A 13,550-nucleotide genomic window follows, 5' to 3' on the forward strand; every position below is an offset into this window, starting at 1 on the left:
ATGATCAGCAGACGCAGGTTAATACAACAATTATCAGCCCTCCCGCTTATGGGAGGTCTGATGTCTTTTGATCTCGTAGGAGCGTCCCGGTTAATACAGCCAGAAACGACAATGCCAATCGCCCGTAATTATTTGCAGGAACTGGGTGTCCGGACTTTTATCAATGCAGCCGGCACCTATACTTCCATGACCGGATCTTTGATGGCAGATGAGGTGAAACAGGCCTATATGGGAACTTCCGAAGACTTTGTCAATATCGATGAACTTCAGGATAAAGTAGGTGAACGTATAGCTGCTTTACTTGGCTGTGAGGCAGCTACGGTGACTTCGGGAGCGGCTTCGGCAATTACCCTTGGCACTGCCGGGGTGTTGACCGGTACCGATCCGGAAAAAGCGGCAAAGCTTCCGCATCTGGCAGGGACCGGTATGAAAACCGAAGTGATCATGCAGCGTAAGCATTACATAGAATATGCTCATGCTATTGAGAACTGTGGGGTGAAGATCGTATATGTAGATACAAAAGACGAACTGAAAAAAGCGATCAATAAGAACACGGCCATGTACTACTTCGTGAATTTTCTGAATTACGAAGGACAAATACAGTGGGACGGTGTCCTCGAAGTTTGCCGGGAGCACAAGATACCTACGATGATAGACTGTGCAGCCGATGTCCCGCCCGTGGAAAACCTTTCGAAACACACCGATATGGGATTCGATATGGTATGTTTTTCCGGAGGCAAAGGTCTTCGTGGTCCGCAAAGCGCGGGAGTACTTCTCGGCAAGAAGAAATATATCGATGCCGCCAGGGTAAGCGCCCCGCCACGGGGAAATACCATCGGCAGGGGAATGAAAGTAAACAAGGAAGAGATCGTAGCCATGATGGTAGCGATTGAAAGTTATCTGAAACGCGACCATAAAAAGGATTGGGCCTTGTGGGAAAGCCAGGTCAATCTTATAAAAAGCGGTATTGACGATATTCCCGGATTAAAAGCGAAAATAGATGTGCCCGTTTTGGCCAACGTGGTACCTACTCTAAACCTTTTATGGGATACAAAACAACTGGGGATTTCCGGGGACCAGTTGAAAGAGGAAATGCGAAAAGGGCACCCCTCTATAGAAATTGCAGGTGGCGGTAAAAATTCGGTAAGTATTACCACCTGGATGCTAAAACCCGGTCAGGAGCGCATAGTCGCTTCCAGGTTATCAGAGATCTTACACCAAAAAAGTATATGATGCAAAACAGAAGAATAATCCTTAGTACTATTATATGTGTTTTATTTCCGCTATTACATGCTGTAGCCCAGAAATATGACCTGTTGATCCAGGGAGGGACAGTAATAGACCCCAAAAATAAAATACGCGAAAAAGTAATGGATATAGCCGTTAGTAACGATACTATAGTGGCCGTATCCAACCGTTTGAATATCAAAGATGCCAAAATGGTGGTTAATGTAAAAGGGTTATATGTAACCCCGGGTCTTATAGACCTGCACAGTCACCATTTTCTCGGTACAGAAGAAAATCACTATCTCTGTAACGGGTATTATGCCGTACAGCCCGATGCGTTTACCTTTCGTTCGGGAGTGACCACGGCCGTTGATGCCGGAAGCCCGGGCTGGAAGAGTTTCGAAAAATACAAGAAACAGACGATAACACATTCCAAAACAAGAATTTTGTCCTTTTTGAATATTGTAGGCGAAGGAATGCGTGGCGGCGTATGGGAGCAGGACCTGGAAGACATGAATGCAAAAATGACGGCTATGACCATAGCGCAGAATCCCGAGCTGGTAGGTATAAAAGTAGCACATTATTCCGGTGCCGAATGGACACCTATTGAGCGTGCCGTTGAAGCAGGAAGACTGGCGAATGTTCCCGTAATGATAGATTTCGGCGGACATGAACCTCCTTTGTCCCTCACCAAATTGCTGTTAGAGGAATTGCGTCCCGGTGACATTTTTACCCATATGTACGCCAATCTTGCCGATGTCCGTATGACCATACTAAACCCTGAAACCGGAGAGCTGTATGACTATGCCACCAAAGCGAGGGAAAGAGGAATCGTTTTCGACGTCGGTCATGGCGGTGGTAGCTTCGCATTTGCCCAGGCCATACCGGCCATTAAAAAGGGCTTTTTCCCGGATGCCATCAGTACCGATATACATACGGAAAGTATGAACGGGGGAATGAAAGACCAGCTCAACGTCATGTCCAAATTCCTGAACCTGGGTATGCCCCTTGCTGATGTTATCGAAGCTTCAAGCTGGAAACCTGCCCGGGTAATTCACCATGAGGAATTGGGAAACCTGAGTGTGGGTAGCGTGGCGGATATTGCTGTTTTATCTGTATTAAAAGGAGATTTTGGCTTTGTGGACAGTGCGGGAAACAAAATGAAAGGCAATCAAAAGCTGCAATGTGAAATGACTGTCAGGGCCGGGGAAATCGTGTATGATCTCAACGGGTTGTCCAGCCCTCTGTGGGACGCTCCCGATGCCCGATAAATAATCTAAAAAAAGACTCTACCTATGTATAAACCCAATAAGACATTCTTGTTTTTGGCCCTGTTTTGTTCTTGCTTCATACAATCATACGGCCAGGAAATCAGTAAAGAAGAACTCGTGTATTTAACCGGGGCCTGGAAAGGTGAACGGTTTGATAACGGCCGCCCCAAAATACCGGACGACCTTATCGAACGGGCAAGCAATATTTCTATAGATGAAGCCTGGCAGATATTAAATAACGAAGGATATAATTCCCAGTATGAAGGCGATTGGAAAATATTGGATAAAGACATAACCATAACAGGCCGTGCCGTAACGGCAATGTTCCTGCCCAGTCGCCCGGATGTGGAAGACCGGATCAAAGAAAGAGGAAAAGAAGAAGGCCGTGCAGGAAATACCAATTCATGGCCTATTGAAACACTCACCAAAGGCGATGTATATGTTGCCGATTCTTTCGGGAAGACTATGGGAGGGACTTTGATAGGCGATAACCTGGGAAATGCCATTTACGCAAAAAGCGGTAATGGAGTTGTTTTCTACGGTTCTTCCCGGGATATGGAGGGATTGTCCCGGATAAATGGCTTTAATGCCTTTGTGAAAAACTGGAACCCTACCTATTTAAAGGATGTGATGCTTGCCGGGTTAAATACACCTATACGAATGGGACAAGCCCTGGTGATGCCGGGTGATCTGGTCCTGGCTAAACCGGAAGGAGTTATTTTCATTCCTGCCCATCTGGCTGAAAAGGTTGTTATTACTGCCGAGTTTATAACGCTCCGGGACAAGTTCGGCCAGCAAATGCTGAGAGAGGGAAGGTATACCTCCGGACAGATAGACAGTGAATGGACAGGTAAGATCAGAGAGCATTTTCTTCAGTGGCTGAGCCAGCATGAAGATGAACTACCGATGAGCCGGGAAGAACTGGAAGAATTCATGAAGCAGAGGACCTGGTAACACAACATAACCACTAAAACGAAATACATGAAACGAAGAGATATCGTCAAGGGATTACCGTTACTCCCCTTGATGGGAAGTATTACGGGAGGATTGTTCTCTTCCGGTTCCCTTTTTGCAGAAAATACTGCTCCCCGGCCCAACGTTCCCGATTATTTTGAGGAACTGGGCGTTACCAGGGTTATCAATGCCGCGGCGACCATGACCTATTTGTCGGGTTCCCTGATGCTGCCGGAAGTATTGGAAGCCATTAACGCTACGGCACATGATTTTGCCGACATGCATGAATTGCAGGATAAAGTAGGGGTAAAAATCGCCGAAATGTTACATTGCGAAGCGGCGATGGTTACTTCCGGTGCCGCATGTGCCCTGGTTCTGGGAACGGCTGCTGCCATTACAGGGATGGATGAAGACAAGCGCAAACAAATTCCCAATCTCCCCGGACCACGGCCGGAGGTGATCATGCAGAAGAAACACCGCTACGTTTTTGACCAGGCCATTACCACTACCGGTGCAAAGATCGTAGAGGTGGAAAATGCCGTGGCCATGGAAAAAGCCATAAACGAAAGAACGGTCATGGCCTTGTTTTTTAACGCGGCCACATCCTGGTATGGCGGAGAAGACAGTATTAACCATGAGGACTTCATAGCGATTTGCAAACAGCATAATATCCCGACCTTTATCGATGCGGCGGCAGACGTTCCCCCGGTTGAGAATTTGTTTAAATACCAGGAAATGGGATTTGACATGGTTACTTTTTCAGGAGGTAAAATGATCCGGGGACCGCAAAGTGCAGGTCTGCTTTTCGGCAGGAAAGACCTGATTGAAGCTGCCAAACTGAATCACAGTCCTTACGAAGCCCCCATCGGAAGACCGATGAAAGTGAATAAAGAAGAAATTTTCGGAATGTATGCGGCCCTGAAAGCGTATTTACAAAAAGATCATAAAAAAGAGTGGCAGGAGTGGCTTAAGAGAATCTCATCCGTAAAGAATATTCTAACAGAAGTTTCGGGTGTCAGGACAAAGGTTTATGTTCCGGAAGGGCGTGCCAACGTATTTCCGACTTTAGATGTTTTTTGGGACAAGAAAGATATTTCCATAGGCCCCAAGGAGGTTTATGAAAAACTGAAAAACGGTAATCCGAGCATAGTTACCAGTCTGGCTACCAGAAATTCGAGAGAAGTATTGAATGTTGGCGTGGTTTTATTAAAACCGGAACAGGTAGATATTGTGGCCAACAGGGTAAAAGAGATATTAAAACAAGGTTGATACATAGACCAGACCCACCAAAACACCAAAAAACGAATTATGAAAACAATAAAAAAGGTTTCTCTTCTGCTCTTATTTTTAGGAGTGTTTATATCTTGTAGCGAAGGCAAAAAAGAACAACAGAAAAGTGGGATAGCACAAGGGGAAACGATGATTAGCGTTGCCCAGGAACAGAACGCGGTGAAAGACGTGGTGGAGTTGCTCCGTGGCGCTATTATAGAACCGGACGCTGAGCTTCTCGACAATCTTACTGCCGATCAGCTGACCTATGGTCATTCGAGCGGTGTTATCCAGGACAAGGATGAATTTATAGACGATCTTGTCCATGGTGCTTTCGATTTTACAGAGGTAGATTTTACAGATCAGCGCATTGTGGTTTCGGGCAGTACCGCCATTGTACGTCACGTATTCGAAGCAAAGGCGACCAATGCCGGGGAGCCTGTGGATGTCCGTATCGGCAATGTACTGGTTTATGTAAAGCAGGAAGCGGAGTGGAAACTCCTGGCCCGGCAGGCATATAAACTGTAATCTTCTTACCCACCATTAAAAACCCATATTTTGGAGAAAAGGAAAGTATTTTTCACCGTTCTGGGCCTCGCAGCCCTGTTATTACTGGTATATGCCGTTATGGCCCTGATGGGATTTATCCCGGAGGCAGGCCCTGTCCTGGTGTTGTTTTTTGTTACTCTGGCCATAGGCTTTTCCGGTTTTGCCCATTTACGGGGCTATGTGTACACCATTATGATCTTTGCCGCCGTATCCATGGCGATGTATTACCCGCATTACTTTATCCGCATCGGCGATTTTAAACTGACCCGTTTGATCACCCCCTTGATCCAGGTGATCATGTTCGGTATGGGTACTTCGATGAGTGCTCGGGACTTTGAGTCCGTGATCAAATCTCCCAAAGGGGTATTTATCGGGGTAACGGCACAGTTTATCATCATGCCTTTGTCGGGTTTTGCCCTGGCTACGGTGAGTGATTTTCCCCCGGAGATCGCAGCGGGAATTGTGCTTATCGGTTGTTCCCCCAGTGGTATGGCCTCCAATGTGATGGCCTACCTGGCCAAAGCCAATCTGGCGTTGTCCCTGACCATTACGTCCATAGCTACCCTTTTAGCCCCGTTCCTCACCCCGGTGTTGATGAAGTTGCTGGCGGGAGAGTTTATAGAGATTAATGTTATGGCGATGATGTGGGACATTGTCAAAATGATCATTATTCCCATAGGCGCCGGGTTGCTTTTCAACAAACTGTTACACGGCAGGGCGAAATGGCTGGACAATGCCATGCCGGTGGTGTCCATGCTGGGCATAGCCCTGATTATCGTGGTGATCACAGCCGCGGGGCGTGACAGCCTGCTGGACATCGGCCTGGTCCTGCTTCTTATCGTACTTTTCCATAACCTTTTCGGTTATACTTTAGGCTATTGGTATGCGCGTTTTTTCCGTTTACCGGAGCGTGATGCGCGGACGGTAGCCATCGAAGTGGGGATGCAGAACGGTGGTTTGGCTTCGGGGATAGCGAATTCTATAGGTAAGATCGCTACGATGGGTCTTGCCCCTGCTATTTTCGGTCCGTTGATGAACATCACGGGGTCTATACTGGCCTCCTACTGGCATAAAAAAGAACCGAAAGCTAACCGGGAGGAGTAAGGTCTTTTTATAAGTTATTCTGACGCTGTGATTTTTGGCGATAATTACACAGATTATACTGGCTTAGTCCGGTAATATCGGGGGCTCTTCTCTTTTCTGTCTGGAAGTGAGGGTATGCAGAAAAGCCCGAAGAGCTAGTTTTTCCTCTTCGGTGAGATGTAATTCCTTTAACAGTGGCGAGGTTTTTGGAAAAAGAGAATCGTTTAGCTGATGTTCTTTTCTTTTGGGACGAGGCATCCCGGCATTGTATAAATTAATTACTCCCCTTAAATGCGGAAATAATCCGTTGTGCATGTATGGACCTGTTTCTGCAATCTCTCTTAAGGAAGAAGTTCGGAATTTACCTATGTCTTCTTTATTTTTTGTGTGATTATACCTGCCGAGGTCTTCGAATTTGCGTCCGTAATATGTAAGGCCGGTATTGTGGAATTTGTTGTCGGAGAACAGGGGAGAATTATGGCAATTGATGCACCTGGCCTTGGTACGGAAAAGGTGTAGACCGAGTACTTCCCGGTCCGACAGGCGATCGGCTTCCCCCTGTATGAAGCGGTCGAAACGTGTAGATTCGCTGACTATGGTCCTTTCAAAGGTTGCCAGGGCCTTTTCCATCCGTTCAAAAGTAATAATACTGTCCCCGAAAGCGTTTTGAAACAGGTCTTTATATCCCTTTATTTCACGAATATTGCTAATGGCAATCTGTTGACTGGAGTGCATTTCCAGGGTATCCTGCAAGGGAAAATGAATTTGTTGTTCGAGAGATTCCGCCCTGCCGTCCCAGAAAAGACTGTCCACATAACCTACATTAAATAAAGTCATGGAATTTCTTACGCCTAACTGCCTGTTATGACCGTAGGAAAACCTTCTGCCGTCTCCCCAGCCTATTTCGGAATCGTGGCAGGAAGCACAGGCAATTTGTCCGGAACTCGACAACCTGGGGTCAAAAAAGAGTGTTTTGCCAAGTTCTTTCTTCGCATCGGAGTATGGATTTCCCGGAGGGAAGACCATTTCGGGAAGGGAGCCGATGTCTTTAAAGCCATCCATTGTCAAACTATCCAGGGAAGGGGGGGGCCATAGAGAACTGTTCCCGGAATTATACAATTCCCGAAGTTCAGCTATAGTATAATAAGAACTGGTCACTGTATTTTGCCTGAAGGAAAAAGAAATAATGACGATAAGAATGAGTATTGCCGGAGAAGCAAGTGATCTTAAAATTAGTCTCCGTTTTTCCATTATTTTTGGATATATTTAATAATCAAGAATTACAGAAATATTAGTTTGCCAACGTTGAGAGGAACTACTCAGCCCTGTACTGACCTGTTCCCGGAGCCTCAGGGTAAGGTTAAAATTATTTAACTGTAAAAACCGCAAGTCTATACCCAGGTCTCCGTAGAGGCTATTTTGAGACAAGATCATATTATCATAATATACTACTTCCTCATAATATGTCTTTAGCGCGAGACCAGCATAGTCATCTTCACGGATACTTTCCAGGTAAGTTGTATTACCGTTTATAAATGTATGTTGTATATTCTGCTGGTATGCAATTCTGACTGATGGAATTAGTAATAACTTACGATGCAACCTGTAATCTTTCCGGAGGTAATATGAAGCTTGCAGAAAGGCATTCTTTATTGCTGTTGAGGCAAGGGCATCTTTCTGGTCTGTCATCAAATAGGAAAGACTTATTCCGGTGTCATAATTCACATCACTATTTTGCTTAAATTCTATCATGCTGGCACCCAACGAACTTTTGATTTTCTTACTCTGATAATTTTTCCCTCCTTTTGAAGTAAGGAAATTGCTGCCATTATTAAGAAGAGCCGACCATTGTATTTTGTAAACCTTATTTATGTTTTGGTAGTTCAGATAAGTAAATTGCCCTGATAGCGTTTCCGAATTTAAGGTGGCCATAACATCTTCTTCTTTGTTCGGATTGCTCTGATTACTTTTGTAGGTGTGGGTAATGCTTTTTCTATAATTCAGCCCTGCGAGTACCTTTGTTGCCGAATTGTCGAAAAGGTAGTTGAAAAGTGTCGACCATTGTCGGTTTCTTCTTTTGCTGTCATCTCTGAAAGCCCCTATCATGGTGCCATATCCGGTAATCCATCTTACAAAGGATGAATAATAGTAAGGGGTATTTATGTCCGAATTATTGAAGGTTATGTCATTGTTGACATAAAAATATCCATACGAGCCTCCGAAGTTAATACGGTGATATTTTGCAATTTCATAAGCTATCGTGCTTTTGAAGTTCAGTTCGCTGTAGGTGATCTCGGGGCGGGGATCCATATTACTTCGAAATTTGTTATATACATCGAAATTTACTTCGGTCGAAGCCAATACTTTTTCTCCGAGAACCGGAAATATTATTCCACCGGTCAGGTGAAAAGTCTGATTACTCCAGTTACCGGGTCTGGAAACGGCAAAATAGTGCGGATCGGCCATCATACCATCCTCTAAATCCTGATAAGAAAGGTTCCAGGACAAATCGTGAATGTAGGTTTTGTACAAATCAATTTCACCATAGTAGGTTACGTTTTTTCCCCTGAAGAAACCATTGGTGTTCATACCTATATCATGCCGGATATTGGGGGCCTGCCCCTGGCGAAAGTTGCCGGTAGTATTTTTATAGTACAAAGAAGAAGCAGTATATTCCTTTACCGGAACATACCTTAAAAGGCTACCTGTTTTTGTATACACCGAATATACTTCCTGAAAAAAGATGTTATGATACGCTTTTTTCAGGGAATCGGAGGGAAAACTTTGTGTGTATCCCTGTAAAACAGGAAAGCATACGTAGAATAAAAGAAGATACTGCTTTTTCATGGAATGTTGACTTTATTCGAATTCTACCAGGGGAAAGTCCAGAACTTCAAAGTCTTCGGAAGAGTTATTGGAGTCTTTATAAACAGTCCTTTCACCGATGATCTTGGCAACTTTACGTATTACAGACTGTGATGAATAATTTCCTTTCGTGGCCGCAATTTCTCCGGCATCCAAGGCATCCGGCAAACGTTTTGGTTTTAATTTGGAAATGTCTGTATTCTGTATTTCAACAGCATCGATTATTTCAGTAATGGGAAGCTGAAGATACCTACTGGTAGTCCCTGCAATATTCTCTTCTGTGATGCTCGGCAGTGGTAATCTGTCCCAGTTTTCCAAGGTATGCTCATCTGCATAAAATATGGCGAAGGCATCTCTTCCGTTGGGATCGAGAATAAGATCGTTACCAGCAAAACTCTTAAATGAGATTATCATGTTTACGGAATATGGATTGTCTATATCCGTAGGAGAAAATTTTCCTCCTTCCTGTGCTTCAAAATAATCCCTGTAATAGGCTTCAAAAGGAGCATTGCTGAGATCTATGGTTAGTTCCGGTTGCGGAACTTCATATTTTTTAATATTCCCGTTAGCATCCGTTACGGTCAGAGGTTCTTTGTGATTGATTGCCGTAGCGGCTACAATGGTACTTTTACCTGGTAATAACGGATATTCCAGCCCCGAACCCGGAAATTGAAGTACTTCATCCGCATAAACATAGTCTGTATTGGATTTACTTCCCTTAGTCTGGTACAGGGATTTACTCCAGTCATATTGTCCGTTGGGAAGATGATAATCCTTTAGATAGGATGTTGTACTGCCGGCACCATATATCTGGGCAAAACACAGACCATCGAGATACAAGGTGTCATTGGAATTGTTATGTATCTCAAAGAACTGATCCCGGAAACTGGCTCCATTTCTGACATGAGATCCGGTAAAGTAAATTTGTTTTAATAACAGATTACCTATGGTACCGGTCACTAATACTAGTTCGGTGGGGCCTTCGGAATATTGGTTTATAGCTATATTTTTTACCGAAGCATTGAATTGTACATCTTCTTCTGATTCCTGTCCGCTGAGTTCCAGGAGTTCTCCGGGAGAAAGAGCGAGTGTGGCATTTATATCGAACGTGCCCGGAGTAAGATCAAGAGATAAAATTCCGTTAGCACCTGTAGTTCCGCTATAGGTTTTACCGTCCTCGGTACTGCGAAGAGTTACTTTAACATTTTCTGCGGAACCATTTCCGTAAGCTTCTTCAAAATTTATCTGTATCTGGTGGTTTACCTGAGTTAGGAAGTCCTCGTCATCATTTTGGCACCCGGTTAGTAAGAGGTGGCAAAGAACTAAAAGGCTAATGTGTTTTTTCATAATGTCATGTATTAGTAATTAAAAAATATATCTGAGATTGGCACCGAAAGAAATTTGTTCATTCTGTTTAGTGTAGTAACCATTGGTTCTGGTATAAGGACGGTAATTAAATATATTATTGGCATAAAATGATATACTTAGACCGTTGAGCATTTCTTTGGTAGCCCTGAGATGAAAATTATGGTAAATGGGAATTCGGTTGTCTAAAGTGTTTGCGGGGACTAAACGAAGGGAGCTATATCTCTCCTCGGTCTTTTCGTTTTCCGGGATTGCTATGTACTCTAAATTATCGGATATATACGCAATCGGATAAATATCCTTGATGGTGGCATACGTTGTGGATGTAAGAAATTGCTCTGCTGTAAGAGAAAGAAGCAGACCAATATCCGGAATGTGATGGGAGACAACCAAATTAAGTTTTATCTGGTCACTCCTGTTAATATCACGATTATATACACCGTAGGGCATTTCCTTTTCCAGGGGATCCTGGTTTTTTAGGAAGAAATGAAGTGCATTTTTTGTCCTAGACTCCACATAGGATCCGGATAGGTTGAATGATGTGTTGAGAGCGTTGATCTTCTTAAAATTGATGAAGAATTCTATTCCTTTGTTAATCATTTCCTGGCTGTTGGTAGTGAGGGCGTATTTAAGAATTTGTGGGGTATAACCTGTTATAGTGTAGGAAGGAGGTGTGGTTTCATCTGCAAATTGAAAATGGAGTTCGGGTATATTTATAAGCTCAAGGATGTCAGAATCGGCAAAACCATCATATGTGTGATTGTAATACGCGGTTAATGATAGTTTCGCTACAGAAGTGTTCAGGTCTGTTCCCAGTTCATATTTCCAGGATTTGGTAGAAGAAAGATGCTGCTTGTCAAGTTGTTTTACATAGGTTTGTACCAGGTTATATGAATAATAATTTGTACGGAAATCAGCGATCAGGAAGTCATAGTACTTATCCCCGGGGAATAATTGTGATAATGAAGGGGCTTTGGTCGCAAATCCGAGTCCGCCACGAAGCTTAAAGTTCTCCGATAACTCATAGGCCATATTTATTCTCGGACTAAAACTCGAATATCCACTTTGATTATCGAACCGAACACCTATATTGGCATAGAATGCGGTGTTGTCCAGGAAATTATAGTTAATGTTGTCCTGTAGGTATATACCAAGTTTTAATTGTGGTCTTACATAGGTGTTAAAATCAAGAGGACGTGCACCTTCATTGGATGCTGATACTCCCGAAAGAGACGCGGAAGCAGGTACATGAGAAGTGTCGTAGATCCGGCCTCTGCCAAAATTATGGCTGAAAGCCATATCCACTCCCAAGCTCAGTAAATGGTTGATACCGGATTGTACCAGTTTTTTTTCAGCTTCCAGACGAATTGAAGCATTGAAAGGTTTACCGTGTACTTTCGTGGTTTGTAGATAGGCAACCGGAGTATATACCCCAGGTGCCAGGGCCGTCTCTGTTGATACGGGAGCCACTTTTGCTCCGTCGTTCATGAATATCTGCTTTTGTGTTTCCTGAGTGTAAAAAGAAATCCCGGTATTAAGGCTCAACTGGTCCATCAAGACAGATTTTATCCTCCAATTGGCCCTGTTATTAAGGCGGACCCCGGAATTTTTATGATGCCGGGTTTCTTTTTTACCGCTGTCGGCATCCTTGTCGTATTTTTTGTTGTCAAGATTACTTTGAAATGATAAGGACAGTGTATTACGAAAACTCTTCATCTTGTTTTGGGTACTCCATATAGCACCGATTGTAACCCTGTTGTATTGTTCCAGGCTTTTTCTAGGATCGGAGTTGGCGTTTAGATAGTCCAGGGACAGGCTTAGTTTTCCGGCCCGGTCACCTAGGGAAATTCCTCGATCTACACTGGCAGAGGTATTACCGCGCTGGATACTTACGCGTGATCTCAAAGGAAACACTCCTGCGCGTTGGTCTACTGTTACCAATCCGGTGGTGAGATTGCCATAGCGAACATCAGGAATTCCGGCGACGACCTCTATTTTCTCTATGTTTGATGCAGGTATATTACGAAGATCAATTCCGGAACCGGCATTGTTATATGACGTAAAAGTCTTTATGCCCGGGTAGATCTGCATGTTTTCATCATTGGACAATTGCATGTCGTCGATTACAAAGGATATCCCCGATGAGTTAATATCTTGCTGCATGGCAGTGCGAAGTGTTAATATATTAGCTTTGTTAAGTGACGGATTTTTAATGGTATGACCTGGTAGTTGTGATAAAATTTCTGCAAGGCTGAAAGCTTGAACCTGGTTTATAGCATATTTATCGAACACTACGGAAGACCCCAGTTTATTCCGATTAGGAGCAACGACTACCTCCACCTCTTCAAGTCTGAGGTTATTGTCCTTTAGGTATAAAGAAAGATTTTGACCCGGTTTGGTGTTTTTAGGGGTTAATATTATTTCTTCCTTACCCAGAATATGAAAGTAAAGTTTAAAGTCTTCCGGGTTGACGTAAATGCTAAACCGACCGTCTTTTTCCGAGATTGTCCACTTCCCGCTTCGTTTATCTATGATCTCCACTCCATCCAAGGCTACTTTGGTAGTACCGTCAAATAGGACACCGCTAATAACATTTTCTTGCGCTGATGTCAAAATATGGACTAAAAAAAAGAAAGTGAAAAACAGATACTTCATGGTTTAATTCCTAAAAATCGGATGCAAATATATATTTATTTAGATTGAATAAAAATAAAATATTCGATAATCTTCAGATATGATAATTGGTAAGATTTTTCATTTGGTTATACCAGATTTATATAATTTTATTATATAATTTTGATTTAGTTATTCGTGCGAAACAAACTATATTTTTGATTACTGAAACAGTTCACAGCCAATGATTTTTATAGCATAGAGTTCCCTGACTTTATCTGAAACATTTGTTTAAAATGAGGAACATAAAAAATTCTTAAATCAACTACCTTGGAGCATCCCGATAATCCCGAT

General features: G+C 43.4%; 10 protein-coding genes. 6 read left to right on the forward strand and 4 right to left on the reverse strand.

Annotation, left to right across the window (positions count from 1 at the left end):
* Genes ACVBDU_RS22630 through ACVBDU_RS22655 form a run of 6 tightly spaced genes read left to right on the forward strand, consistent with a single transcriptional unit; the run spans nt 1 to nt 6,374 of the window.
* Nucleotides 1-1,233, forward strand: a complete 1,233-nt coding sequence (locus ACVBDU_RS22630) for a DegT/DnrJ/EryC1/StrS family aminotransferase (protein WP_447181944.1) — start codon at nt 1-3, stop codon at nt 1,231-1,233.
* On the forward strand, nt 1,233-2,498 hold the full coding sequence (locus tag ACVBDU_RS22635) for an amidohydrolase/deacetylase family metallohydrolase (RefSeq protein ID WP_447181945.1): 1,266 nt from the start codon (nt 1,233-1,235) through the stop codon (nt 2,496-2,498). The genes ACVBDU_RS22630 and ACVBDU_RS22635 overlap by 1 nt, the downstream gene beginning before the upstream one ends.
* A 24-nt stretch (nt 2,499-2,522) precedes the next feature.
* Nucleotides 2,523-3,452, forward strand: coding sequence for an RraA family protein (locus tag ACVBDU_RS22640; protein WP_447177242.1), 930 nt, complete (start codon nt 2,523-2,525; stop codon nt 3,450-3,452).
* A 27-nt stretch (nt 3,453-3,479) separates the two neighbouring features.
* Complete coding sequence (locus ACVBDU_RS22645; protein WP_447181946.1) at nt 3,480-4,721, forward strand: aminotransferase class V-fold PLP-dependent enzyme; 1,242 nt, start codon at nt 3,480-3,482, stop codon at nt 4,719-4,721.
* A 39-nt stretch (nt 4,722-4,760) separates the two neighbouring features.
* Nucleotides 4,761-5,249, forward strand: coding sequence for a nuclear transport factor 2 family protein (locus ACVBDU_RS22650; protein WP_447181947.1), 489 nt, complete (start codon nt 4,761-4,763; stop codon nt 5,247-5,249).
* Between the two features lie 30 nt (nt 5,250-5,279).
* Entirely contained in the window at nt 5,280-6,374 is a 1,095-nt protein-coding gene (locus ACVBDU_RS22655) for a bile acid:sodium symporter family protein (protein ID WP_447181948.1), read from the forward strand.
* Nucleotides 6,375-6,437: 63 nt separating this feature from the next.
* Here the strand turns inward: ACVBDU_RS22655 and ACVBDU_RS22660 are convergent, their stop codons facing one another.
* From ACVBDU_RS22660 to ACVBDU_RS22675, 4 genes are read right to left on the reverse strand one after another with little or no spacing between them, the layout of a single operon-like run.
* Nucleotides 6,438-7,604, reverse strand: a complete 1,167-nt coding sequence (locus tag ACVBDU_RS22660; RefSeq protein WP_447181949.1) for a cytochrome-c peroxidase — start codon at nt 7,602-7,604, stop codon at nt 6,438-6,440.
* A gap of 15 nt (nt 7,605-7,619) precedes the next feature.
* Nucleotides 7,620-9,200, reverse strand: coding sequence for a DUF6850 family outer membrane beta-barrel protein (locus tag ACVBDU_RS22665; RefSeq protein ID WP_447181950.1), 1,581 nt, complete (start codon nt 9,198-9,200; stop codon nt 7,620-7,622).
* Between the two features lie 12 nt (nt 9,201-9,212).
* Nucleotides 9,213-10,565, reverse strand: coding sequence for a DUF4876 domain-containing protein (locus ACVBDU_RS22670; protein WP_447181951.1), 1,353 nt, complete (start codon nt 10,563-10,565; stop codon nt 9,213-9,215).
* A gap of 18 nt (nt 10,566-10,583) precedes the next feature.
* Nucleotides 10,584-13,238, reverse strand: a complete 2,655-nt coding sequence (locus ACVBDU_RS22675; protein ID WP_447181952.1) for a TonB-dependent receptor — start codon at nt 13,236-13,238, stop codon at nt 10,584-10,586.
* Nucleotides 13,239-13,550: the final 312 nt, after the last annotated feature.

It is taken from the genome of Sinomicrobium endophyticum, from assembly GCF_052983315.1.